The organism is Persicobacter diffluens (assembly GCF_036244895.1).
Lineage (GTDB): Bacteria > Bacteroidota > Bacteroidia > Cytophagales > Cyclobacteriaceae > Persicobacter > Persicobacter diffluens.
The window spans coordinates 1,218,970-1,243,861 of sequence record NZ_BQKE01000001.1 but is presented as its reverse complement, the minus strand read 5'-3'; the positions used below and the strand labels follow the sequence as shown (position 1 = coordinate 1,243,861).

At 42.4% G+C, this 24,892-nt stretch carries 20 protein-coding genes; 8 read left to right on the top strand and 12 right to left on the bottom strand.

Annotated elements, in window-relative coordinates; translation table 11 throughout:
- Positions 1 to 46: 46 nt before the first annotated feature.
- Positions 47 to 655 carry a tetratricopeptide repeat protein gene (locus AAA970_RS05235; protein ID WP_338236221.1) on the top strand — a complete coding sequence of 203 codons (609 nt, stop codon included), beginning with the start codon at positions 47 to 49 and terminating at the stop codon, positions 653 to 655.
- Positions 656 to 741: 86 nt separating this feature from the next.
- On the opposite strand, the gene AAA970_RS05230 is transcribed toward AAA970_RS05235, so the two are convergent.
- Entirely contained in the window at positions 742 to 1,062 is a 321-nt protein-coding gene (locus AAA970_RS05230; RefSeq protein WP_338236220.1) for a hypothetical protein, read from the bottom strand.
- 125 nt (positions 1,063 to 1,187) lie between these two features.
- Between AAA970_RS05230 and AAA970_RS05225 the strand changes: the two genes are divergently transcribed.
- The gene (locus tag AAA970_RS05225) at positions 1,188 to 2,354 is read left to right on the top strand and encodes a glycosyltransferase family 61 protein (RefSeq protein WP_338236219.1); all 1,167 of its coding nucleotides are present in this window, start codon (positions 1,188 to 1,190) and stop codon (positions 2,352 to 2,354) included.
- Here AAA970_RS05225 and AAA970_RS05220 read toward each other — a convergent pair.
- The 5 genes from AAA970_RS05220 to AAA970_RS05200 all read right to left on the bottom strand — a co-directional run bounded on the left by AAA970_RS05220 (position 2,347) and on the right by AAA970_RS05200 (position 6,642).
- A complete protein-coding gene (locus AAA970_RS05220) occupies positions 2,347 to 2,496 on the bottom strand; it encodes a hypothetical protein (RefSeq protein ID WP_157600839.1) in 150 nt (49 codons plus the stop codon). The genes AAA970_RS05225 and AAA970_RS05220 overlap by 8 nt on opposite strands.
- Positions 2,497 to 2,713: 217 nt before the next feature.
- On the bottom strand, positions 2,714 to 3,781 hold the full coding sequence (locus AAA970_RS05215) for an MBL fold metallo-hydrolase (protein WP_338236218.1): 1,068 nt from the start codon (positions 3,779 to 3,781) through the stop codon (positions 2,714 to 2,716).
- 86 nt (positions 3,782 to 3,867) lie between these two features.
- Positions 3,868 to 4,440: a TetR/AcrR family transcriptional regulator gene (locus AAA970_RS05210; protein ID WP_338236217.1), complete on the bottom strand. Its 573-nt coding sequence runs from the start codon at positions 4,438 to 4,440 to the stop codon at positions 3,868 to 3,870.
- A gap of 69 nt (positions 4,441 to 4,509) precedes the next feature.
- Positions 4,510 to 4,908, bottom strand: a complete 399-nt coding sequence (locus tag AAA970_RS05205; RefSeq protein WP_053404380.1) for a hypothetical protein — start codon at positions 4,906 to 4,908, stop codon at positions 4,510 to 4,512.
- Between the two features lie 150 nt (positions 4,909 to 5,058).
- Positions 5,059 to 6,642: an ArnT family glycosyltransferase gene (locus AAA970_RS05200; protein WP_338236216.1), complete on the bottom strand. Its 1,584-nt coding sequence runs from the start codon at positions 6,640 to 6,642 to the stop codon at positions 5,059 to 5,061.
- Positions 6,643 to 6,826: 184 nt separating this feature from the next.
- Between AAA970_RS05200 and AAA970_RS05195 the strand changes: the two genes are divergently transcribed.
- From AAA970_RS05195 to smc, 3 genes are all read left to right on the top strand, one after another.
- Positions 6,827 to 7,636, top strand: coding sequence for a tetratricopeptide repeat protein (locus tag AAA970_RS05195; RefSeq protein WP_338236215.1), 810 nt, complete (start codon positions 6,827 to 6,829; stop codon positions 7,634 to 7,636).
- 94 nt (positions 7,637 to 7,730) lie between these two features.
- The gene (locus AAA970_RS05190; RefSeq protein WP_338236214.1) at positions 7,731 to 8,465 is read left to right on the top strand and encodes a molecular chaperone DnaJ; all 735 of its coding nucleotides are present in this window, start codon (positions 7,731 to 7,733) and stop codon (positions 8,463 to 8,465) included.
- 26 nt (positions 8,466 to 8,491) lie between these two features.
- The gene (gene smc / locus AAA970_RS05185) at positions 8,492 to 12,028 is read left to right on the top strand and encodes a chromosome segregation protein SMC (RefSeq protein ID WP_338236213.1); all 3,537 of its coding nucleotides are present in this window, start codon (positions 8,492 to 8,494) and stop codon (positions 12,026 to 12,028) included.
- A 277-nt stretch (positions 12,029 to 12,305) separates the two neighbouring features.
- Here the strand turns inward: smc and AAA970_RS05180 are convergent, their stop codons facing one another.
- The 4 genes from AAA970_RS05180 to AAA970_RS05165 all read right to left on the bottom strand — a co-directional run bounded on the left by AAA970_RS05180 (position 12,306) and on the right by AAA970_RS05165 (position 17,367).
- Entirely contained in the window at positions 12,306 to 14,003 is a 1,698-nt protein-coding gene (locus AAA970_RS05180) for a TolB family protein (protein ID WP_338236212.1), read from the bottom strand.
- A 459-nt stretch (positions 14,004 to 14,462) separates the two neighbouring features.
- Complete coding sequence (locus tag AAA970_RS05175; RefSeq protein ID WP_338236211.1) at positions 14,463 to 15,893, bottom strand: NAD(P)(+) transhydrogenase (Re/Si-specific) subunit beta; 1,431 nt, start codon at positions 15,891 to 15,893, stop codon at positions 14,463 to 14,465.
- A gap of 36 nt (positions 15,894 to 15,929) precedes the next feature.
- Positions 15,930 to 16,241 carry an NAD(P) transhydrogenase subunit alpha part 2 gene (locus AAA970_RS05170; protein WP_053404373.1) on the bottom strand — a complete coding sequence of 104 codons (312 nt, stop codon included), beginning with the start codon at positions 16,239 to 16,241 and terminating at the stop codon, positions 15,930 to 15,932.
- A gap of 10 nt (positions 16,242 to 16,251) precedes the next feature.
- Positions 16,252 to 17,367 carry an NAD(P) transhydrogenase subunit alpha gene (locus AAA970_RS05165; RefSeq protein ID WP_338236210.1) on the bottom strand — a complete coding sequence of 372 codons (1,116 nt, stop codon included), beginning with the start codon at positions 17,365 to 17,367 and terminating at the stop codon, positions 16,252 to 16,254.
- 448 nt (positions 17,368 to 17,815) lie between these two features.
- Here AAA970_RS05165 and AAA970_RS05160 point away from each other — a divergent pair, with 448 nt between their 5' ends.
- Positions 17,816 to 18,619 carry a hypothetical protein gene (locus tag AAA970_RS05160; RefSeq protein ID WP_338236209.1) on the top strand — a complete coding sequence of 268 codons (804 nt, stop codon included), beginning with the start codon at positions 17,816 to 17,818 and terminating at the stop codon, positions 18,617 to 18,619.
- A 129-nt stretch (positions 18,620 to 18,748) separates the two neighbouring features.
- Complete coding sequence (locus AAA970_RS05155) at positions 18,749 to 20,047, top strand: FAD-dependent oxidoreductase (RefSeq protein WP_060685859.1); 1,299 nt, start codon at positions 18,749 to 18,751, stop codon at positions 20,045 to 20,047.
- 322 nt (positions 20,048 to 20,369) lie between these two features.
- Here AAA970_RS05155 and AAA970_RS05150 read toward each other — a convergent pair whose 3' ends face one another.
- Positions 20,370 to 21,572, bottom strand: a complete 1,203-nt coding sequence (locus AAA970_RS05150) for an NAD(P)/FAD-dependent oxidoreductase (RefSeq protein WP_338236208.1) — start codon at positions 21,570 to 21,572, stop codon at positions 20,370 to 20,372.
- Positions 21,573 to 21,732: 160 nt separating this feature from the next.
- On the bottom strand, positions 21,733 to 23,079 hold the full coding sequence (locus tag AAA970_RS05145) for a hypothetical protein (protein WP_338236207.1): 1,347 nt from the start codon (positions 23,077 to 23,079) through the stop codon (positions 21,733 to 21,735).
- A gap of 765 nt (positions 23,080 to 23,844) precedes the next feature.
- On the opposite strand from AAA970_RS05145, the gene AAA970_RS05140 reads away from it, so the two are divergent.
- Complete coding sequence (locus tag AAA970_RS05140) at positions 23,845 to 24,885, top strand: hypothetical protein (protein ID WP_338236206.1); 1,041 nt, start codon at positions 23,845 to 23,847, stop codon at positions 24,883 to 24,885.
- The last annotated feature ends 7 nt before the right edge of the window (positions 24,886 to 24,892 follow it).

Sequence of the window (24,892 nt, the reverse complement as noted above, 5' to 3'; positions counted from 1 at the left end):
TCCATATATTTAGGATGGATTTCACAGATAATTAGTTAAAATCACTATGAAAAGAACTTTTTTAGCAATCGTTTGTGCCATGGCAATGGCATTTACTGCTAATGCGCAGGATTTTGCAGAATTGAAAAATGAAGGTAACAAAGCAATGGCCGCTAAGGACTATACTACTGCTTTGGATAACTATAAAAAGGCAATTGAAGTAATGCCGGAAGAGGTAGATGCTACGGTTTATTTCAATGCTGGTTACTCCTGCTACAAAAATAAGCAGTATGCAGAGGCAGTACCATTTTTCGATCAGGCTATTGAGAACAACTACAAAGCGTGTAACTCTTGGGACTTGAAAGTGGCTTCTTTGAAAAAAGCGAAGAAAAATGAAGAGATGTTTGCCGCTTGTGAAAAAGGATTGGAGTCTTGCCCAAAAAGTAAGACGATGACCAGAACTTTGTCTAGCAAGTATTACAAAGAAGGTGCTGCTATCGTAAAGAAAGCCAACACTATGCAAGCTGATCCAGCGAAAATCGAGCAGGCAAAAGAAGAAGCGAAAAAGGCGGTTCCATTGTTAGAGAAAGCTTTGGAGATTGATCCTAACAACTCAAATGCAAAGCAATTGATGGCTTCTGTTGAGGCGATGATTAATACTCCGGCTGCTGAATAATATTTAAAGGCACAATTAAAAAGGCCCGAAGGTTAACCTTCGGGCCTTTTTTTTGACCATATCTCTTCAACGGGTATCTTCATTGACTATCCCTCCGTCAACAATGTCTCTTTATACTTGGGATGATATAGCGTAATACCTTTGGCCCTAAACCTAAATCTGATCTCAAATTTTTTTTCCAAACCTGATTTCGGATGCGTATTCCAAAGCATGACCGTCTGACCGCTGAACATATGCTCTACAATTTCCATGAAACGGTAATCATCCAAAGCATCTACAAAACACTCCTCTGCATGAAATAAATCCATGGTCAGCTTAAATACCCTACAGGCCGAGAAAGGCTTCAAAATCTCCACTGATTGACGCATTAATGCATCCCAACTATCTGCTTTTACTACTAATTGCATGATTTCTAATTATGACCGCAAATTAGCTAAAAACAGGAATATGGCCAACAAGCTATAATTTATTCAAAGCGGTTAACAAAGAATGGAGATCGGACTTTAAATAATTATACCCATTCCAGATCCAGATGAAGCTCAACAGTCAAAAGCTTAAAAGTATCGCCAGAAGAGCAATTAACACACATGAGCTGGGCAATTTCCTTGCTCCACTCACCTCTTTAAAAGCCTTTCCCATTATTTACTCTTCCCCGAAAGAGTTTAAACAAATCATCCCGACATACACCTTAAATCCGGTGGTACCTGTCGCTACTTTCCAATATTACCGACAGGATTATAAAGTACAACACGAGCCCGTAATCATCTCAAATGATGGCCTTCATGTCGTAAAAGACGGGCTTCTGTTCTCCGATAATTTATTCGAAAATATATTAATTAAAGAGGGTAAAATCATCCAACCACTCTCCATGATCCATCAAATTGGTCACCAGGCCAACCATGATCCGGAGCAATACTTTCTACCCAGGATGGAATCGACCAGCCACCTTGCAGGCAGAGTATTCAATTTGTTAGCAGGAGGAGGCAAAAACAATTACTTTCACTGGATGGTCGATGCACTGGCAAAAACAGCCTTGCTCATCAAAAGCGGAGATTTCGAAACAATAGATTGGTTTTTAGTCTCGGCTCATGAACTCCCCTTTCAAAAACAATCCTTAGCGCTAATAGGCATTCCGCCCTCAAAAATTAAGGTCATGAAAGAAAACACTTTTCTTTCCTTTGACGAGCTTTGGTGCGCTTCCAGCAGCCGTCATAATGGATGGTACAAACCATGGACTCAGGAATTTTTCAATGACATTAAGACTCCAATTACGTACAGCCCGGAAAAAATTTATATCAGCAGAAGGGATACCACTCAAAGAAAAGTCATAAATGAAGACGAAATCATACCCATTTTAGAAGATATGGGGTTTGCCATTTTGGATTTAGGAAATTACACGCTTGGTGAACAGATCAATCTTTTCAGAAATGCCAAATCCATCATTGCACCACATGGCGCAGCCTTGACCAACCTGTTTTACTGTAAAAAAGGCACGAGGGTCCTAGAGATATTCCCGGAGGAATACACAAGCCCGTTGTATTATGAATTATGCCTGAGAAAAGAAATGAACTATCGGATGCTGATATGCCCAAGTGTAAATAACAGCCACCGTGACGGAAAACTATCTTCCGCCAAAAAGGCGCATATCAAAATCAACCTGGATGAGTTTAAAAAAATTACCGCAAGCTTTTTTACTTAACATCAGGATCCTTTTGGCCGGATTCAATTTGCTTTGCTAACTCCTTAAAGCCCTCCAACACATCCTCTAACAGGTCTTCCTTTACCGGTTTCTTCAATTTCTTCAACTCATTAAGTTGCTGTTCTACATCTTCTTGGATCAAGAGATTCAATTTAGGTGTGTCTTTTAATTCCCTCATATTCTTTTCAATTTCTTATCTATGTACAAAGAATATACCCTGGTAATATGATTAAGTGTATTTACAAAATAACAGGATGAATTAAAAAAAAACCGGACAAGAATTAGAAAATATCAGGTAATATGATGACAAAAAACGGATAAATTAACACTATTCTTACACCAAGTCCCCCCTAGCAATTTCAGGATGCAGCCTTTTTCACCAGTTCGTTGTTCCACCAATCAGAATTATTTCTGAGACCAGCCACATCTACCGATTCCCCTATTTCCGGTACCCGGATAAAAAAGGAATACTGATCTGCCGCAGAATACAAAGCTTTAATGGGCGCATCCCAGGGATGCAAAGCCAGATCAAATGTAGCCCAGTGCACAGGAATCATTGTTTTCACACCAAGGACCGCATTAGCCTCCAAAGCCTGAGAAGGCAAAATGTGCGCATCTTCCCATAATGTATTATAGGCTCCAACCTGGAAAATACTGATATCAAAAGCGCCAAATTGTGCTACTATATCCGCAAACTCAGGCATATCGGCCGTATCTCCACTATAGAAAACTTTATACTTTTCCCCGATTAATGACCAAGAGGACCACAATGTACTGTTTTGATCAAAAAGCCCACGTCCTGAGGAGTGACGAGCCGGCGTACAAACCATTTTCACAGATCCAAATTGCACAGCATCCCACCAGTCATACTCATGAATACGCTCCTCAGGAACGCCCCAGGCCCTGAAATGCTTCCCAACTTCCAGTGGCATATAAAAATGAACCTGACTTCCTTGAGCCAGGGCCTGAATGGTAGGTTTATCCAGGTGGTCATAATGGTCATGAGAAATCACAACCCCATTTAAAGCGGGCAGATCCGTCACCGAAATAGGCGATTCATGCATCCGTTTTGGACCCGCAAACGAAAGCATCGAAGCCCGATCACCCAACACAGGATCGAACAACAAACGGTTCCCCTCTATCTCCAGCAAAAAAGAAGAATGACCCAACCAAGTATAAGAAAAGTCCGCTGGTATGCTATCAAAATCTCCCGCTTTTAGTTCATGCACCGGAATTTCTATTTTGGGCAATCGATCTTGCGCATCGGCATCCCAGTAAGCTTTGAGCATGGGCCAATATTCATAATCGGAATATGCCTTTGTTGGGCTGAGATTAACAAACTGATCTCCATTAAAATGTACTGATGCTATTTCATTCTCCACCGCTGTCATCCGGTGATAGCCCACGCCACTGATTGTAAAAATCATAAGCAAGGCCCCTATTTTTATTAAGTCCATATAAATTACATTAACAGACCTAACAAACGAAGATCAAATGAAAAAGTTTTCATTTATTACGCTTTTATGGCATCCCATAATAAACCAAAAGAGTCTCCTATGCGATGATCATTCAGGTGAAATAAACCCCTCCGGTGCTGAACCGCGAGTTCATTTAAAAAGCCATACATCATGGAATACACTAAATCTTTTTGGATATCCTTGACAAGCAGCTGGTTTTTACCTTCTTCCAAAAAATCCTCCGCCTGCTTCACCCAACCAATGGAAGCCTCCATGACCTGTTCGTCATAAAAGGGTGAAATTTTATATTGTTCTAAAAAAATTCGTTCAGGATACTTCTCTACCGCCATAGCAAGAAATTCCTTCCACAATTGGAACATTTGCAACTTAAAAGGAGCGGACTTATCTAAAGCACCAAAAGTAACGGAAACCATTTCACTTTTTAGATGAAGGTAAAGTTGGCGAAGTAAATCCTCTTTGTTCTCAAAATAAATATAAAGAGTACCCGAAGCCATTCCGGCTTTCTTGGCTATTTTAGGAATGGTCGCCCCTGCAATGCCCACTTGCATCACTAAGTCTACTGTAGCCTGATAGATCCGATTAATTTTACCTTCATCTTTTGTTCGCATAAAACAAATAAAATGAATTTTTTTTCACCATCAAAGCTACACAGATCTAATCACCTCATTTTATTAGACTTACATTACTTTCATCGCTTGTAAAGCCTTAAGTGCTTCTGCATAATCTACGCCACGAAGGAGCTTAATAATTTCTTTACTGGGTGTTTTTAGTAAATATAAATCGTCAAAGGCATACTCAAGATAGGCGAACTTAGGAATAATTTTGGATAGCTGATTACCATTGATCAACCAATAATTGGAACCGGATAGATCAATCTGATGCAGCTGGACAATCTCCAAATCATTAGCTTGGGCGATATGATTCACGGCTACTTTCAAAAGGCTCAGTAAGCCATTGTATTCCTCTACCAGGTCTGTCAGGGTAACATTTGAATGCTCCATTCCGCAGCCCATCAAATCAGGGGCTTTAAGGGGACTGGGCAACACAATTTTAGGCTTATTTTCTTTACTAAACATACCTCAATTTACAGCAATATTGCCAATAAGGATCTGTTCTCGGCAACAAAGACCTCCAAAAGTCCACTTGCCGACGAAAACTGACTTCAAGCGCATTAAACCTCCATTCGCTATCAAAACATACAAAAAAACGGAGGTCATTCTCCCGACTTATTGCCAATAATCCCGATCAAATGGATGCAAACTTTCCTTGGCATTCACCAAACGATATACAAAAAAATTACGTGCTAATTTTCCACCACGAAAGACCGGAATCACAGTGGCCAATTCCACTTTTTCAAAATGGGATCCGTAATAGGGAATCGGATCTTTAAACATAGAAGAAGGCGTAATATAATAGGCACTTTCCCCTTTGACAAAGCCTCCCCTTTTCTCCGTTAACCAGGCATATTGATGGGTATCGAGCAGGCTGCCCCCTCCCATCATTTTCAACTGAAGCGGAGTGGCTACATAATAATCTAAATGCGCCGCGGGAAACCATTTCGGACTTAGCATTTTATCCCCCAGGTATTGATCTTTGGCCTTTTCCTCTTCCAAAAATGCCGCAAAAGGTGCTTTCAGATCCGACCAGGTTTGCATATCCAGCGTGATATCACCTTTACCCACCCGGTTTTCTTCAGTCTCATGGCTCAGGGGAATGAAACCACTGTTAATCTGTATCAGGCCCAGCAGAATGGTAAATAGTACCAGTCCATTCGCCCATACCAATGCTTTTGGCCAAAAGACTGGATTTTCCTTTTGACGAAACCAAATGGCAGCCAGTAGCATTAAAGAAAAAAATGCCGGACTGGTCCAATGGGGCAAAATCTGACGAAAAAAAGCGACCCCGGTAAAGAGTAATATCAATGGCAATCCCATCCACACCAATAAGCGGTTAGAAGGTGTTTTAGGAATTTTCCCCTTAAAAAATGCCCCCAGGGCTATCATGCACAGCACGGAATTGATTGGATTGTTATAGGCAATCTGCCCGATAAGTGCCTGAAGTAAATAATGAGGTTTAAATCCACTGGCCGGATCCACCCGTTCTCCATGAAAAGTGAAAGAAATGAAGTCATTTTGGAAATTCCACACAAAGACCGGAGAGAAAATCAACAAAGACAGAATGCCGGCCGCCCACAATTCCCAACGTAACCACCACTTACGGTCATAAAGAGTAATATATAGCAAAGCACCCATCCAAAGAAACACGCCATGGTACTTGCTGTACATGGCCAAACCGGACCACAATCCGGCCAAAAGCAATTGCTTTCCTGCTAATTCCCCTCTGCTCTCCGGATTAAATGCCTTAATAAAAGCGAACAAACCTAAAAGCCAAAATACAGACTGTGGCGTATCCGGCAAAATAAAAGCACCTGCAATAATAGAACAATAAACCGAAGCAGTATAAAGCAAAGCCGCATACCAACCAGTGAGCTCATCTTTGAGATAAGCCCCTACCCGATAAAAAATCCAGATATTTACAGTACCAATAAGCACCGCAGACAGGCGTACAAAAATTTCAGAAGTCCAGGTCAAATTCAGCGTGGTTATTCGAATTAACCAGCCCACCAAAGGCGGATGATCAAAATGACTAATATCTGGCATGAGTGCATAGGTCCAGTAATACACTTCATCGTTTCCCAATTCGGTAAACTGCGCCACGGCCCAACGCGCTAAGAAAGAAATAACCATCAACAGTCCGACTTTCTTTCGGATTTCCATTGACGATGATGAGGTAAGGGTTGAATTTGACATGGCTGCAAAATTAAGGGAAATGAAAAGAACACAAATTTTTTATCAAAAAATTAGGCGGCAGCATTCCCCCTTAGACAGGAGGTTATTTCAGCACAGAATTTGCGTAAAGCTTATTTTGTAAGATTTCCGCCCAAATAATCTTATATTTGCGGTCGGTTAAGAAAAAGCATCGAAAAATAGGAGCATGAATTTAGATCAACTTTTCAACGAGGGGTTAGCCAAAGCACAAGCCAATAATATTCCGGAGGCCATAAAAAAGTTCAATCAGGTACTGCTATTGGATCCATCGCATAAATCCAGTAGGGTCAACCGTGCCATCGCTTTGGGTAAAAATCAGCAGTTTGAAGAGGCCGCTAAAGATTATTCATTCCTTATTTCCATGGAACCTTTCCATGCCCAGCATTTTGGTGATCGTGGTGTATGCTATCACCTGTTGGGACAAAATGAGAAGGCTATGGCTGACTTTGATAAAGCCATTTCTCTGGAGCCTAACAATGGGTACCGTTATGCTTCGCGCGCTTTCATCCGTGAACGCATGAAAGATCATAAAGGTGCGGTAGCAGACTACGACAAAGCCATTGAACTGGATCCTAAAGATGCGATATCTCACAACAACCGGGGCATGATTCTGGAGCGCCTGGGCAAAATGGAAGATGCGCAGAAAAGCTTCAAAGAAGCCGATGAATTGCATCAGCCTCAACGTTCTGCAGACCATGAAGCGGAGCTAAAAGGGGCAGAGGAAATCAGCGTTAAGTCCAAAGATGGCAAAGTGGCGATTGCTCCCAAAAAGAAAAAGGAACAGAAAAAAGCAGCCAAAGCTCCCAAGCCCAATAAGCAGGAACATCAGCTTATGGTTCCGGCAGAGGAAGCAACAAAAGCGGAGACGGTCACCATGGGCTATTTATTTTCTACTTTAAAAAGTATTGTGACCGATCCGGAAATACGCACTGAATTTATGCTTTTCGTTAAGTCCTTGTTTGTCAAAAAGAAATAAGACCTAATAGGCAAAAGTCAAAAAGTGTTAAAAAATCGACTTTCAGGCCGAAAAGATCTATTTTAGAGGCTACATTTTTTTATTCCATACCTTTATGCGCATACAATTCGAATCGAATATTTTCCCCTCAACCATTAAGCCATTGATCCTTATGCTGGGCTTGCTGATTTTTGGAAGTCAGCAACAAGCAAATGCTCAATATTATCAGGGTGATGACTATCAGTTTTCACGGGAAGTGATCCAATGGGTGAGCCTGGGTAAACAATATATGGATAATGGTGATTTCCAGAATGCCAATATTGCGTTCAGACGCGCATTGGCCACCAAAGAGGTATTGCCTTATAATATGGCTTACCTATTTGCGGAAACCCTGTATGAAATTGGCCAGTATAAAAATGCGGAAAATTTCACCGAACGCTACTTAAATATGACCGGAAACAGTGGCGATTATTTTCGGCAGGCCGCAGAATTGAAGACAAAAATTGATAACAAGCTTAAAGTGATCCTGGATTGTAATTTTTGCAACGCTTTGGGCTATCGACTAAAGCCCTGTCAGGATTGTGATGGCCTGGGGACATTGGAACAATCCTGCCCACGTTGCCATGGAATCGGTAAAGAGCGTTGTAATGCCTGCAATGGGCAGGGGGTACAAATTTCCGTGAATCAGTTTGGATTGAATGATTATCAGTCTTGTACCAAATGCTCCAACTCCGGCTTTGCCACCTGTAGCATGTGTGAGGGAGAAAAACATCTGAACGGCGATTGCCCGGTGTGCCTCGGTTCTGCAAAAGTACCTACCAACCAAATTTGTGATCATCACGCCCATTAAGCATCATTTTTTAGCCTTCTGTTTGCATGCAATTAACGTCTTTAGAGATTAAGGGCTTCAAAAGTTTTGGAGACCGCGTTGAAATCAATTTTAATGAGGGAATTACCGGTATTGTCGGCCCCAATGGTTGTGGAAAGTCCAATGTAGTAGATGCCATCCGATGGGTATTGGGCGAGCAAAAAACCAGTGCTTTGCGATCAGAAAAGATGGAGAACATCATCTTTAATGGTACCCGAAACCGCAAAGCCACCAACCTGGCAGAAGTTTCCCTGACCTTCAAAAACACGAAAAACCTGCTCCCGACGGAATACCATACCGTCACCATTTCCAGAAGATATTACCGCAGCGGAGACAGCGAATACCTTTTAAATGGCGTTACCTGCCGCCTTAAAGACATCACGGGACTCTTCATGGATACGGGAATTACGTCCAATTCCTATGCGATTATTGAGCTGAGAATGGTGGAAGAAATCCTGAATGATAAGGATAATTCCCGCCGGGGATTGTTCGAAGAGGCTGCCGGCATCTCTAAGTTTAAGGCCCGTAAAAAGGAGACCCTCAAGAAACTTAAAGATACAGATGCCGATTTGGAGCGGGTGGAAGACTTATTGGCGGAAATTGAGAAAAACATGAAGTCTTTGGAGCGGCAGGCAAAAACCGCCAAGCGCTACTTTAAACTAAAAGAAGACTACAAAAATTTCAGCCTTCAACTGGCCTGTCAGGAAGTAAAAACTTTCCGGGATCAGTTTTTCCGTGTGGAAGAACAATTAAACAAGGAAAATGATCAGCGCGCCCATATCAGTAGCCAAATTGCGCTGAAAGAGGCAGAGGTTGAAAAACTAAAAGCGGATCTGCTGAATGTGGAGCAATTATTACGCAGCAATCAGCAAAACCTCAATCAGCATGTTGGAAAAATCCGCGATTACGAAAGCGATAAGCAGGTAAAAACGGAACGTAAACGCTTTTTGAGTGAGCGTATCAACCAACTCAAAATACAGCTGGAAGAACAGCAACAGAACCTGCGCAATGTGGAGCAGCAAATGCAGGCCGCCACGCAAACCATGACCTCAGCTGAGCGCATGTTGCTGGAAGTAGAAGCGCAAAAAAATCAGCTGGAAAGCCAAAAAGAACAGGCCCGCCAGCAACTGGATTTATCGCAAAACCAGCTGGAGTCTGTGATCAGCCGTGAAAAAAGTGCACAGCAGTCCCTTTTCCAAAGCCAGAAAGACCTGGAAATCGCCAGGGTTCAGCGTTCTGCGCTAAAAATGGAAATGGAAAAAGGGCTGGCAGAAAAGCAAAATCAGCAACGAGACCTCAGCATTTTTGAAGATAAACTGAATGATCTGAATGAAGAGTTTGCCGATAAGGCAGGCGTCCTGGAAGGATTGGAAAGGTCGGAACTGGAGCTTCAGGAAAACATTCAGGAACAGGAACATCTTGCTGATGAACTCAAAGAACAAATCCGAAAATCTTCCCGAATTCTGGATGCCAAAGAAAATGAGTTTCAGCTGAAAAAATCACTGATGGAGAACCTAGAGGGCTATCCTGAGGCCCTGCAACATATTCGAAACCATCAGGACTGGGAAGGCAAAGCGGCTCCCCTGCTTTCTGAAATTGTGGATGCCCCCGATCGATTTCGTGCGGCATTAACCACCTTCCTGGAACCCTTTATGAACTATTTCATTGTTCCTACTGCCCAGGAAGCCAAAGCGGCTATTCGCCGGTTGAAGGAAGATGAAAAAGGGAAAGCGCATTTTTTCTTATTGGACCAGATTAATAAAATCTCGGAGACACCCCATATCAGCGGACTTACAGCTGCCATGGAAGTAATGGAAAGTGCGGCGGAATACCACCCTCTTCTAAGCTTATTACTCCATCGGGTATATTTTGTGGAGCATGAAAAGGCTATCCCACCAAATGCCAATGGCATATTTGTCAACAATGATGGCAGTATTATTCAGAAAAAGTTTTCCATTGGCGGAGGATCGGTCAATGCGGACCAGCATGGCCTGGGCACTGCCCGACAAGTAGAAAAGCTAAAATCTGTGGTGCTTCAGCTAGAAGAAAAATTAAAAGGAGAAGAAATAGCGCTGGAGGAGTGCCTGAAGAAAATCGCCACCCTAAAAGCGGGGTCTGAAAAGGAACAAATAGATCGATTAAAAGCAGAAGTCGCTATTTTAAAACAGGAACAAGCCGTTGCCCGAACCAAATTCGAACAGGTACATCAGGTCATTCAGCAAAGTGAATATAACCAGGAAGCGCTGGGGGATCAACTCAGTACACTGGAAGAAGAAATTCAGTCTCTCAGCCCTCAAAAAGAGCGGCTTTCTGCAGAGATTGAAGGATTGGTGGAACAGGGAGAAATACTCAAAGAACAGGTGGATGTTCAAAAGGAAGAATTCGAGCTGGTTTTAGCACAATTCAATGAAGTCAACCTGAATTTTCACCGACAGGAAAATGCCCTTCAATCCGCGGAACAGCAATATGAGCTGCAGCAAAAACACCAAAAGCACATTCAGGATCAAAGCCAGCAGGCAAAAGATGAATTAGCAGAATTACAGGAGGAACAGGCCAACCTGCAAAACCACCAGGTGGAAAAGGATGAAGAACTCATGCGCCTGTATGCGGAGCGGGAACAATTGGAACGCGTAGTGGAAGATACGGAAAAGAAATACGGCCTTCACCGCACCGCGATTGACAGCGCAGAGAAAGAAGCTAAGCAATATCTTCGGGAAAAAGAGGTGACAGATGAATTAGTGATGAAATATTCACAGGCGCTCAACGAAGCCAAACTGGGTATGCAATCTACTCAGGAGCGCTTGAAGGTAGAATTTGAGGTGGATCTGGAAGAATTGCTGGAAAACACCGATCCGGAGCAGATCCCCCACGCTGTGGAGCAGCTGAAACAATGGGTGCAGGAAACTAAAAGCAAGCTGGACCGCATTGGCCCGATTAATCCACTGGCGGTGGAAGCATATAATGAAATTCAGGAGCGTTATACTTTCATCAATCAACAGAAGGAGGATTTATATGAAGCCAAAAATGATTTGATGGACACCATCAGTCAGATTGATGAGACCGCCCGGGAGAACTTTATGGAGGCTTTTGGGAAAATCAAGACTAATTTCATCCGTGTTTTCCGCTCGCTGTTCACCGAAGAGGATGACTGCGATCTGACGCTATCAGATCCTGAAAACCCGCTGGAATCAAAAATCGATATTATCGCCAAACCGAAAGGGAAGCGACCATTATCCATTAGCCAGCTTTCTGGAGGGGAAAAAACCCTGACAGCCACCTCTCTGCTATTTGCCATTTATCTGCTCAAGCCAGCACCCTTCTGTATTTTTGATGAGGTGGACGCACCTTTGGATGATGCCAATATTGACAAATTCAACAATATCATCCGCACCTTCTCCAATGAGTCGCAGTTTATCATTGTCACCCACAACAAGCGCACCATGGCCTCCACAGACATCATGTATGGCGTGACGATGCTCGAACAGGGGGTGTCTCGCGTGGTTCCTGTTGATCTCAGAGGTATAGAGGAAAAAGTAACCGCCTGAATGGCATAAAAAAACAGGTCACCCTAAATGGATGACCTGTTCCTGTATAAAACCAATTCCCCTAACCCGAAGTATTCACCGCTGAATTCCTCAAACCACCCAAACCCCTAACAATCTATCGATTACAATTATATTCTTTGATTTTTAATAACCAAATTAGAGTAAACCTGCCTTCTCCTCATTCAACTGCTTCCTTGGAAATAACTCGAAATAGGAAAAATCCCTTTATTTTTTCCAACTAGCAGCTAAACGCGGATTAAGGCATGAATAATCCGGGTTAAATCTGCTCCAATTTCATTTCAATTTTCGGACCTTCCGGAGCAGTAACCTGCTGCTTCAAAGGCTGCCCCCACTGCCAGTCCTGACTCACCCTGTAAATTTTCCCTTCCGGATCCACTACCAGGTTCATGGTTTCCAAAACTTCATCTTGTCGCATCACCTCTACCTGATAACGGGAACCATATTCCAAATAGGCCAGACTCACCGCAGAATAGGTTCTGCCTTTGTCCGTTTCCAAATTTTTCACCTGTATGTTGGTATCCTTCGGCTTCTCCCCCTCCGGGGTCAGAATTTCAAAATAAATCTCCTGAAGCTTCCTTCTCATCCGAATCTTTTTCTCAAAAATGGCGGGATATCGCTTACTATCCTGAAAATTGATAATCCCCCGATAGGGTTGACAGGTATTGGAAATGATTTCAAACTGATATTTATACCCCAACGGCAATGGGATTTGCTGAGGTTGCTGACCCGCCTCAAAATAAGAGGAATGAATCAACTGATTACCGGTAAAAATGCGAATCTCCCCACTGGTAGGGCGTAAACTATTCAAATCCTGTAAAGCGTATTGGACCAAAACCTCTGAAGTCATTTCAATATTTTGATCATACTGTACAAAAGTTTGAATGCCGCTAAAATCCAGCAAAGTATCAAACTCCACATGATTTTTTGAAAAGAAATTCAATTTGTACTTTTTCCCCACTGGTGCAATAATGGAGTAAAATCCATCAGTAGGATTATTCCTACCTACCAAAACTTCTTTATTAGACCCCACCTCTATCAGACGAACCACCGCATCCACATGCATCCCTACTTTTCGATCCCTCAAATAACCCTTCATCAAAACCAAAGGGGTCGCGGGTATAGATTCCGGAATTTCTATTTGAAATAACTCCTGGTCGACAGTGGTATAAACCGCCTCACCCGTAACGGGTAATCCGGCCAAAAAATCATCCTTGGGTGTATTCATAAAGGCCAGGGGCAATGGATCCGACCAAGTCCCGTCCTCGAGTTGATAAGTGTAATTCACATCATAGCCCCCAATCTTATTATCCTTTTGCAATGACATTAGGATCACATTTCCCCCACGATATAAAATAGGCCGTTTAACATTTTGCTCATTAAAGCTTCCTTTTAGCAGTCGAACGTTGTTATAACTGGCATCTCCGGCCCAGTCGGCCACATAAAGCTGTGTCCTCCCTTTTTCGGGGTCACCAAATTCATCTCTCAGGAAATATAATTGCTTACCATCCAGGCTAAGGGAAGGAGATCCTTCCACCTTCCAGGTATTCACTTCACCTCCTACCGGACGGGGCGTCTGCCAAACCGAACCTCTTCTTTCACTAAAGTAAATATCATAACTGGCTCCCCCTTTTTCGATGGCGGAAAACAGTAAAAAATTAGCATCATAAGAAATAAAAGGATCAGTAATAATTTCAAATTTATTACTTAGGTTGGTCAGGCGAATTGGCTCTCCCCACTTGCCATTTTCATTTTTAGTGACTTCGAAGAGCTCAATAGTCTTCTTTTTCTTATAATTACTTACATAGACCATCACATTTCCTCCTGCAGAAACGGTGGCCCCATAAACCTTTTGCTTCCCATTTAAAAAGGAATCAACCGACTTGGTTTGTGCAAAAAGAGAGGAAGTAATCAATAAAATGCTCAGGAGCGTTGGAAAGACAAATTTTCCGTACATATACAAAAGTGATTTTTGGATCTTATTTAAGAACGAAATTTCTTCAATTATTATCGTCTGACCACAAAAATATATAAGAATTATTTAAATAAATCTTACGTAAGGCATATAATGGCGTAAAATCGTTTCTTTTCTATTTTTTTGCCTTTTATACGAATTATGCAAGCCTTTATGATCGATTAGCTGCAAGCCGGGAAAATGAAGAAATAGTCCCACATTTAGCATTTTTTCAAACGAAGCAGTTGAAGGAGGAGAAAGCAAGCCCACCCAAATTCGGGCTATTAAAAACAAAAAACAGTAATAGCTTGCAGTGAGTGTTTTGAATTGACTTAGTGAATATTTCGGGCTTAAAAAAGGCTGCAATGTGAAATTATGGCATCTGCCCCTCAAATTTTGATTAAAAAAAAAGCCGAAGGAAAATCCTCCGGCTTTCTATATTTTTATCGGATGCTGTCCGAATTATGCATTGTTTAATTCTTCTTTCAATTTACCCAGAGAAGCTTTTGCATCACCGAAAAGCATTTTGGTACGTTCACCAAAGAACAATGGGTTCTGAATACCGGCATAACCTGTGCTCATCGAACGCTTAAATACAATTACGTTTTTGGCTTGTTCAACGTCCAAAATAGGCATTCCATAAATAGGAGAGCCCGTATCCGTTTTGGCTGCAGGGTTTACTACGTCATTCGCACCAATTACCAATACAACATCGGTATTGTTAAAGGCGTCATTCGCAGGCTCCAGCTCCATCAACTTGTCATAATCTACATCAGACTCTGCCAACAATACGTTCATGTGACCAGGCATACGACCAGCCACCGGGTGAATCGCATATTTTACATCAACACCTTCAGCCTCCAAAGACTGCTCCAATTCATGACAAACGTGCTGCGCCTGTGCTACGGCCAAACCGTAACCAGGAACGATCACTACACGCTCAGAATATTTCAATTGAATCGCCAAATCGGCAGGAGTAGCTTCTTTTACTACTTCCTCACGATCAGATCCCGAAGAACTTCCGGAAGAACCTAATCCACCCACAATTACCGAAATCAAAGAACGGTTCATGGCCTCACACATCAATACGGTCAAAATGGTACCGGATGCACCTACCAGGATACCACCGATGATCATAATATTGTTACCGTAAATCAAACCGGCTACTGCGGCACCTACTCCGGTGAAAGAGTTCAAAAGAGAAATCACTACCGGCATGTCACCACCACCAATTGGAGAAACGAATGCTACACCATAGAATAAACCTAGAACAGTCAGGATCAATAGTAAGGCGAAGTTCATTTCCTCCCCATTCATGATCATTACCGATAGCGCAATGATAGCCGTCAAAGTCACTAAGTTCACAATCTGAGGGGCTGGCAATTTGATGTTGTCGCGAAGAGAACCATTCAATTTACCCCAGGCGATCAAAGAACCGGAGAAAGAAACCGCACCGATAATCAATGCAAAAATGGAGGAGAAAACCTCTCCGTTCATCAAGCTTGCTGCTTCGCCATTAGACAATAACGATTTAACGGTAGAGATTACCGCTGGCTGGTAATTCTTCAGTTCGATAAAACCGATCAACATCGCGGTAGCACCACCCAAACCGTTGAAAAGGGATACCATCTCCGGCATTTTGGTCATCGCTACACGCTTGGCAGAAACCAAACCGATAGCCGAACCGACAACCATACCTGCGATAATCCAAATATGGTTATCAAAGCTTCCCTCTGCAGGGGAAAACAAGGCGATTAAAATAGCCAATCCCATACCTGCTGCAGCGGTCAAGTTACCTTTACGTGCAGTGGCCGGACTGGAAAGTCCTTTCATCCCGAAGATGAAAACGACAATACTGATTAAGTATAAAAAGTCTGTGATATGTCTTTCCATTATTGTATTTCTTAAAAGCGTAATGAAAATGTCCGCTTATTTCTTTTTCTTTTTGAACATTTCCAACATACGGTTGGTCACCGCAAAACCACCAACCACGTTAATCATGGCTAATGCAATACCCAAAAAGCCAATAATCAAAGTCAAATACTCATCCGGTTTTGCATCCCGGATCAATAATATAGCACCAATCACCACAACACCGGAGATCGCATTGGATCCGGACATCAATGGAGTGTGCAAAACAGTAGGAACCTTAGCGATAATCTCTATTCCTACAAAAGTTGCCAAAGTCAAGATGGTGATCATTGGCAAGTTTTCAGCGATGAAGTTTAATATTACGTCCATACTGTTTCAATTATTTAGTCAAAGCAGGAGCGCCATAACGCACTTCGCCCTGGTATACAATACAAGAATCCCCGATAATTTCATTTTCGAAATCATAGGTAAGGCCTTCTTCTGACAAGAATACGTTCAGGAAGTTCTCTACATTTCGGCTGAATAGCTGAGAAGCATGCTCTGCCACATCATCAGAAAGCTCTGAATTACCAATAATGGTCACTCCATGCTGCTTAACAATCTCACGATGCTTAGAGAAAGCCACATTACCTCCGGTAGTAGCGGCCAAATCCACACAAACCGCCCCATCAGGCATGGCTTTCAACATGTCTTCGTTAACCAAAAGAGGAGCCGGACGACCACGAAGCTGAGCAGTGGTGATCACGATATCCGCTTTAGATACTTTATCGAAAATCAATTCTGATTGACGTTTTTTGTACTCTTCGGTTTGCTCTACGGCATAACCTCCGGCACCTCTGTCATCAGTAGCACCTTCAACCTCCACGAACTTCGCTCCCAACGACAATACCTCTTCCTTAGCTGCTGCGCGCGTATCGAAAGCCTCCACTACTGCGCCCAAACGACGACCAGTAGCAATAGCCTGAAGACCTGCTACTCCGGCACCCAACACCAACATCTTGGCCGGGCGAATAGTACCAGCTGCAGTGGATAACATCGGCATATAACGTGGCAAATAATTAGCGGCAGTCAGCACCGCCTTATAGCCTGAAATCGAAGCCATGGAAGACAATACGTCCATAGACTGTGCAATGGTAGAGCGAGGGATCATGTCCAGGCTGAAACCTGTAAGACCATGATTCGCCAAGGTTTCACAAACTTCTGCTTGTGCAAATGGCTGAAATTGAGAGATCAATACCGCTCCTTTTTTCACATTGGAAAGCTCCTCTGTGGCCAGTGGCAAAATAGTGGTAATGACATCAGAAGAGGAAAGAACTTCCGTACGATCAGATGCCTGAGCACCTGCTTCCTCAAAAAGTACATCCGCCAGGGCTGAATTTGCTCCGCAGCCCTTCTCAAAAACAACTTCATGTTTCTGAGCTACTAATTTCTTGACAAAGTCAGGAGTGATGGCCACTCGTTTCTCTGTCAATTCCTTCAAAATTCCAAAACGCATAGAATTGCTGGATGATATGTTTCTAATAATAAAAGCACTGTTGATGGGGAAACTCCCCTATTCCCTACATGAGTAATTTATGTAGAAAACTTAAGCGAATTACGGCATTCATAGCCACAGGTACAAACGGTTGTTATGAAAACAACAGACTTGTTAACTTTTTGAAACAATAGTAAATAATGTGAATCATTCCTTTAAAATTGAAACTTTTTAGAACAACTACCGTTATTTGCCTAATTTTCTGACTTATTAGCAAAAAACAGCAAGATAATGAGGTGATTTTTGCATAACACTCAATCCCAAGCCTTTACCACCTCCCATTACAAGTAAAATTCCGACCGATTTTTTTTTGATTTTTTTTTATCATTTGATTGGCGGATGCGCGTTAGGCCTCTAATTTGCGTTGTTTTTTCAAAAAATAATCCAGTTTGGAAACTAAGCGATTTTCATGAATTTTTTCAACAGACTTATATTCCTGATCAGTCTTGGCCTTTTGATAGTTGAAAATGGTCATGCTGAAAACTTCCCGAAACTCAGAAAAGAAAACTCAATCCAATTCGCGGCAGATACCGATTGGCTGCTGAACAATGGGGTTCAGGGAAAAATGTTATTGTTCAATAAGAGCGGAGAGGTAATATTCCCAAAAAATTTCAAAGAAAAGGACCTGAGCCGCCAGCTTATCCAGTTAATGGATCGGGATCAGATAATTCAAAAAGATACAGGGAAATATTATATTTTACTTAGTCGGGTGGCATTTGAAATTCCCACCAATATAGCGCAGATCAATCCGGATTTACTGGCGGACCCGGGCACCATTCAGGCTCTATTGCCCAACAATACCATCCACCAGATTGACTCTTTAAACTTTCAATTATATGGCGGGATCATGGAACCTGAGTTTAAGTTCCGTTTGAACTTTCCGGAGAGACCAAAAGAGGACGAAACATTGCTTAAGTTTCTACAATTGCTCAACCAAAAGGCAAACAAGGTTTATCTGCAGGAGAATTATGATTTCGGGCGCGTGCTATTACATAAAACTTCAGAGAAGTCCTATATCATTACACTTTACCAGCCCATAGGTAATGAGGAAACCTTGGTACAAAATTTCAGTTTGAATTTCATTTATAACATTCCCCCCAATTTTATGGGCGGAAGTAGTATGCTGGAGGAAAGCATTTGGACGGGTATTCTAAGTTACGTTCAGAACTTTAAGCAATTTATGGCAGCTCTGGAAGTGCCGGTGCAACCCTAGGTTCCAAAAGACTCCATTCTATTATTTGTAATGCCCTAAAAAGGGGATTTATTTCTGTCGTATTGTTAATTAACAAATAAAGAAAGAAATTGCGGGACAAAACAAACACCCTTTTTAAGAACAATCAATATGAATATCCCAGAGATATCTCTGCCCCGAGTCGTGATTCTCGGCGGAGGATTTGCCGGACTTAACCTTGCCAAAAACATCGACACTGAACATTATCAGGTCGTTATGCTTGACCGCCACAACTACCACACCTTCCAACCCCTCCTTTATCAGGTAGCCACCGCAGGATTAGAACCCGACTCCATCGCCTACCCACTTCGAAAAACTTTCGCCAATAAGAAACGATTCCATTTCAGAATGGCAGAAATTCAAGAGGTAAATGAAGAGCAAAAAATTGTCCGCACCTCTATTGGAGATTTGAGATATGACCATTTGGTGATGGCTACCGGCGCCCGTTCCAATTATTTTGGAATGAAAAATGTGGAAGCCAATGCCATGCCGATGAAGAGCCTGACGCAATCGCTGGATTTACGCAGCATGATTCTCCAGAATTTCGAAAAGGCATTATACGCCCAGGATGTTGCCGAGCAAAAGCGATTAATGACATTTGTGATTGTGGGCGGAGGCCCGACAGGTGTTGAATTAGCCGGTGCGTTGGCTGAGCTAAAATTGCACGTTTTGCCCACGGACTATCCGGACCTGGACCTTCGGGATATGGAGATTCACCTGATAGAGGCTGCCCCAAGCCTACTGGCTGCCATGAGTAAGCAAGCCTCTCAAAAAGCCCTGAAATTCTTAGAAGGCATGGGGGTTAACCTTTGGGTGGACACTCTGGTGAAAGATTATGATGGCAAAACCGTTACCACTGCTGACCGGGAAATTCCTGCTGAAACCCTAATATGGGCCGCCGGGGTAATGGGCGCTCCGGTAGAGGGCATTCAAGCCGAAAAAATAGGCGCCGGAAACCGCATTATCGTCGATGAAAACTGTCAGGTAAAAGATAGCCAGGATATTTGGGCGATGGGAGATGTCGCTTTGATGCAAACGGAAAAATATAACCGCGGACTGCCTATGCTAGGATCCGTGGCCATGCAACAAGGATCCTATTTGGCCAAGAACTTTAACCGATTGGCCAAAGGCAAAAACCTTAAGCCGTTCAAATACAAAGACAAAGGAACGATGGCCACCATTGGCCGGAACCGCGCCGTGGTTGATTTGCCCTTTTGGAAATTTTCCGGCACCATGGCCTGGTTTGCCTGGATGTTTGTTCACCTGATGCTATTGGTAGGCTTCCGTAACCGGGTGGTTACCTTTATTAACTGGGCATGGGGATATTTGAACTATGACCGATCTAACCGATTGATCGTTCGGAACTTTAGAAGAAAAAAAGGAGAGGTACTGGACAAAGTGCACTTTTAACTCGGATTATTCACCGCTAGCTTTAAAATCTACCACAAGGAGTTGTTTGCCCTTTCATTACGATTGGGTCTGCTGAATTGCTGATAGCCCAAATATGGGCAGGCTTGCTTTCTCCTTATTCATCTGCTTCCTTGGAAAAAACTCGAAACAGCAAAAATTCCTTCATTTTTTTCCGCCTGGCAGCTGAACGAGGATTTAAGCATGAATATTTCGGGTTAAAATAATTCGAGTTTAAGAAATAAGTAAAGTCCCCAATGATTGGGGACTTTTTTTTGAGGGCTTTGGATTGGATGAATATAACCCTCACAACATTGAAAATGGATCAGGGTAGGTGGGCGTATCCATTTTTGGTTTTCCACAAGAAATATTTCTCAAACAACACCTTAAACACATCATAGAACACATTGGGGATCATGACCGCAAATGTCCTGGGTTTAAAAAGATGGTTGGCCACAATGATCACCTCTTTTTTACCGGCATCCATCACACAGAGGGCCGGAATCTTACCCCAGGGCTTTTTGATAAAACTGCCCTTCCCTGACAATTTTCTATAAATATTCTCTGCTACAATTTTGCCCGTTTCATCCGATGGATAACCGGTCTTTGGAACACTAAATGGCACTTTTCCCGCCTTAAAAGGAGGTTTGACATTTACGGCCAGTCCGGCTGCCCAGACAAAATCATAATCCTCATGCTGATAGTTTTCCTTTACGGGAATGAATCCATTCGGCGCGGCCTTTAGGTCAGGGCTTTGCCTTACATAATCTGCCCCGATAAAAGGAGGCATCAGCATGGCCAATTTATAATCCAACTGCTGTCCATTGGTTAAATAGATCTTCTCCTGCTCCATTTTTTCTACCCCTACCTCGGTGATATAATGGATATTGAACATCTTCATAAAACCTTTCAACATAGATTCTCCCAAAGGAATGCCATCAATACCAAAATGTCCTAAATAATGCTCGGGGGTAATCCAGTACAGCTCCACTTTTTTCCGGATTTTCTGAGCACGAAGCCACTCTTCTATATTGAATAAAAACTCATAGGCTGCTCCCATACATCCGGCAGATTGTGTTGCCCCAATCACTATGGGGCCCGGTGCGTTTTTAAAGGCCTCCAAAGCCTCGCCCATTTTTTCCGCCCCCTTTGGCGTCCCGATATAATGCGCGTATTCTCTCAGCCCATCGGCCACCTCAAAGTCCACCTTTGGTCCGGAAGCAATTACGAGCTCGTCAAATCCTAAAAAGCCTTCTTTGAGTCGAACCTGTTGCTGTTGAAGATCGACACTTAGTACCTCCTGATGCACGAACTCAACCCCGTACTTTTTAAAAACCTGAACACTGTCTACCTTGATATCGGCTACTTTCCGACGGCCAAATGGCACCCATATTAAAGAAGGAATGAATAAAAAATAATCCCTCTTATCCACGACAATCACCCGGGCTTGATTTTTTAATTTACGCTTTAATTCCAGCGCGGTGGTAAAGCCTGAAAAATTCCCACCAATTATCACTATGGTTTTCATGATAAAGTCCCTTTGGTGTATCATGAAAATACTAAATTACCCACTGATTTTCAGTAACAAATGTCACTTAATGAAATAAAACCTAACGGTTTTTCTAAATAAAAAAACACCCCTGAAGTCGCACTGATAGGGGTGTTTGAGTTTCTTGTTCGAATTATAATTATTCGAAAAAGTTGTTATGTTGATTGAAAAATTCCGGCCCTAAAAACTCCGGTAAAGAAGCCAGCCCCATCAGCATACAAGCATAATCCACCCCTTCAATTTTTTTAGGTTTCCAATTTAGGTCTGAATAACTGTATTTCCATAAAACCATTTCATCACCGGTGGAAATCCCCTCTTTTTTAGGCAAAGTAATCTGACCAATTTTACGTTCATCCTGCAGCATTTGTAATAAATCAGCTCGTACTAAATCCGGTAGTACCAGCGCATAGCCTGCCAAAGCAGAAGGCGCTACATTTCTTCCCATATTTTGATCCCATTGAGTGTTGATATTTTCGGTTGGACAAATACGATCCACTGTATAACCTTCCTGAATTTCCCCATTTCGCAACTTTAGCCCCATTCCGGCAGTGGTCCCCCATTCATAGGCTTGCTTTCCTTTTTCCTCCAGTTCTGTCCGATCGTGCCACCATGCTCGGTCTGCCAGGGCTGCCTGCCGCATAGCCTCCTGATACTGCTCCTGATTTGAAAAATCATGCACAAAAAGATAATTGAACATGAAAGTGAAATTCGAAGTAAAGTGATTCGGAACATCCGTTAACACCTGAAATTGCTCCCCATTTTTCGAAGTGTAAGTGGTTGCCGGCATCTGACTGGTTTTGGCATAATATTGCTCCCACAGTTTCGCTGCCTGACCATTATTTCCTTCCTGATTCATCGCCAGCCAAGCCACCATCATATATTCATTATAAGGAAGTGTTCTGCCTGGGGAAGCTACTCCCTCCTTGGTCAGGTTTAATACAATTTCTCCTTTGGCCGGATCCCCAATGAAAATATCGTGATTCACCATGCTGTACATTTTATCCGCATAGTAAGCAATGGTGGGATTATCAGAAAAATATTGCTTTGCAAACAGGGCTCCTCCAATCATGATGTCCGTATCGATAGGACTATAGTTTGATCCTACCGGGGCTCCAGTTTCAATATCAAAAAAATGAATAAAACAGTTTTCAGCGTTCCGATCCAAAGCCACCCCCTCGGCTCCCTCTCCCAAAACACTTTTAAGCGTCTGAATAATGAGCTCCTCCGCTTTGGGCTCCCAGCCCATTTCATGGCCCACACACATCGCCACCAGCCCCATACCAATACTGGCGGAGGAGCCAGCACCTTTCCCTCCCTCTGTATGGACGTAATCATAATACAGTCCATTTTCATGGCGCATGAGCTGATACACCTTATAAGTGTTGTGAAAAAGTGTTTTGAGCTGGTTCTCCTGCTTTGGCTGCTCCACAGAGCAGGATAAGATCAGGGGTAAGCAAAACAGAAAAACGATCATCTTGAAGTTCATATCTAGTCTTTTTTTTCAAACAATGAAAGGTATTAAAGCGGAGGATTGATCCCTCAAAAAAGAAGAAAATATCACCTTTGGGCTGTCCTTTAAACGAAACAAATCAGACGCAATTTTGCTGAAAGAACACAAACCTTACTACTCATACTCAACCCTTTACAACTGGAGAGTTCTATTCCATTTCGTCCTTAAAAACAAAAAACTCCAATCCCCCAAAAAACTCCCGGCTCCCCTCGACTTTCATTTAAAAAGGAAAATCACAATTAGATAAATTCTATTCTGATGCACAACCCTTATAATAAAGCCAATTTTCCACCTGTTTCCTCCCAAAAAAGTATTACTAAAATTGTCCATCAAATGACTTAAAATGGATTTTAAACGCTCACCTCTAAACATAAACTCAAGGGAATCAGTTTGTTGAAAGAAATAATTCAAATGGCGATATGTGAAAAATTTATATTTAAATCTAAATATAATCTAAACCAGGTGTTGAATTTTAACCAAATACTACGAACTCCATGAGCCATCCAAAAAACCAATGACTGAGTCCACTTCAGTTTTATTCGGCCAATGATCACCCTTCTTGCCCGTATATTTTTGCACTACATAATTCAAAACTTACATCTCAAAGAAAAAACCAAAGGTACATCCGGTGAAGGTCAACTTTCAGAAGCAAAGTGCCTTTCACATATGGGTGCTTGAATATAGGGGCATATGAATTTCTAAACTCAATCGGGAGTACGCCCGGTACAAAAATCTTGACTTATGAATCCAGTGAAGAAAAGTCTGATCACCAGACATATTGGAGATTATTATATAAATGAAGGCCTGAACAAGGAGTATCAGCCAGAAATGGGCGATGTTGCGCTTTTTGAGGTCCTTAAAATCGGAAAACATACCGCTTTACAAAATGAATATGGCGTCAACGAAAGCCTGTTTGTGGGGGATTACATTCTGGCCACCTTTGGTAATCGATATGCCACTTCTCAGTTTGAAGGCTATGTTCCTGACCAGCCGCAAGAGGTTTACCAAATTCTTGGTCAGGGGGGTGTGGTTGGCAGTTTAAAGTCCGCACATTCCAGATTTAGTAAAGTAGGAAGTACTGATGTCAGAATGATTGGCTATGCGATGAATCCAGCATCCGACCAGGTACTCAACACGCGCTATTTCAAATCTCAACCCTATTTATTTAATTCCAGAAAGCATCGCTCCTATAAAGTGATCCTTTCCCTGGGCTCCAGTATGGATTCCGGAAAAACCACCACCGCTGCCTATTTAACCAAAGGTCTAAAAAATATGGGGCAGCGAATTGGTTTCATCAAATTAACCGGCACGGCCTACGACAAAGACCGTAAGCTGGTAGAAGATGCCGGCGCAGATTTGGCTTTGGATTTCTCTCATTTAGGCTACCCTTCGACCTACATGTGCGAGACCATAGAAATATTGAATATCCTGGAAACGCTGCTCAATCAGGTAGAAGAAGTGCAACCCAATACAGTAGTTATTGAAATCGCAGACGGATTACTCCAAAGAGAAACCAAAAACTTAATCAACTGTAAAGAATTCATGAATATAGTAGATGGGGTGATGCTGTCTTGTTATGACTCCCTGGCCATTCTTAGCGGAGTAGAAATATTGAAATCGGTTGGACTACCTCCTTTTGTTTTGAGTGGGATATTCACCTCCAGCCCATTATTAATTGAGGAAGTGAAAGAAATCATCAATATTCCGGTGCTGAAGCTTAATCATTTTCTGGCTCCGGACAAATTGGCACATATTCTTCCCCAAAGGATTTCTGTACTCTAAAGTCTTT

Coding starts and splice junctions, on each gene's coding strand:
- AAA970_RS05195 (WP_338236215.1), top strand. CDS start 6,827: ATGAATTTAGATCAACTTTTCAACGAGGGGTTAGCCAAAGCACAAGCC.
- smc (WP_338236213.1), top strand. CDS start 8,492: ATGCAATTAACGTCTTTAGAGATTAAGGGCTTCAAAAGTTTTGGAGAC.
- AAA970_RS05215 (WP_338236218.1), bottom strand. CDS start 3,781: ATGATTTTTACAATCAGTGGCGTGGGCTATCACCGGATGACAGCGGTG.
- AAA970_RS05165 (WP_338236210.1), bottom strand. CDS start 17,367: ATGCGTTTTGGAATTTTGAAGGAATTGACAGAGAAACGAGTGGCCATC.
- AAA970_RS05230 (WP_338236220.1), bottom strand. CDS start 1,062: ATGCAATTAGTAGTAAAAGCAGATAGTTGGGATGCATTAATGCGTCAA.
- AAA970_RS05170 (WP_053404373.1), bottom strand. CDS start 16,241: ATGGACGTAATATTAAACTTCATCGCTGAAAACTTGCCAATGATCACC.
- AAA970_RS05140 (WP_338236206.1), top strand. CDS start 23,845: ATGAATCCAGTGAAGAAAAGTCTGATCACCAGACATATTGGAGATTAT.
- AAA970_RS05155 (WP_060685859.1), top strand. CDS start 18,749: ATGAATATCCCAGAGATATCTCTGCCCCGAGTCGTGATTCTCGGCGGA.
- AAA970_RS05190 (WP_338236214.1), top strand. CDS start 7,731: ATGCGCATACAATTCGAATCGAATATTTTCCCCTCAACCATTAAGCCA.
- AAA970_RS05205 (WP_053404380.1), bottom strand. CDS start 4,908: ATGTTTAGTAAAGAAAATAAGCCTAAAATTGTGTTGCCCAGTCCCCTT.
- AAA970_RS05200 (WP_338236216.1), bottom strand. CDS start 6,642: ATGTCAAATTCAACCCTTACCTCATCATCGTCAATGGAAATCCGAAAG.
- AAA970_RS05175 (WP_338236211.1), bottom strand. CDS start 15,893: ATGGAAAGACATATCACAGACTTTTTATACTTAATCAGTATTGTCGTT.
- AAA970_RS05180 (WP_338236212.1), bottom strand. CDS start 14,003: ATGTACGGAAAATTTGTCTTTCCAACGCTCCTGAGCATTTTATTGATT.
- AAA970_RS05150 (WP_338236208.1), bottom strand. CDS start 21,572: ATGAAAACCATAGTGATAATTGGTGGGAATTTTTCAGGCTTTACCACC.
- AAA970_RS05235 (WP_338236221.1), top strand. CDS start 47: ATGAAAAGAACTTTTTTAGCAATCGTTTGTGCCATGGCAATGGCATTT.
- AAA970_RS05210 (WP_338236217.1), bottom strand. CDS start 4,440: ATGCGAACAAAAGATGAAGGTAAAATTAATCGGATCTATCAGGCTACA.
- AAA970_RS05145 (WP_338236207.1), bottom strand. CDS start 23,079: ATGAACTTCAAGATGATCGTTTTTCTGTTTTGCTTACCCCTGATCTTA.
- AAA970_RS05160 (WP_338236209.1), top strand. CDS start 17,816: ATGAATTTTTTCAACAGACTTATATTCCTGATCAGTCTTGGCCTTTTG.
- AAA970_RS05225 (WP_338236219.1), top strand. CDS start 1,188: ATGAAGCTCAACAGTCAAAAGCTTAAAAGTATCGCCAGAAGAGCAATT.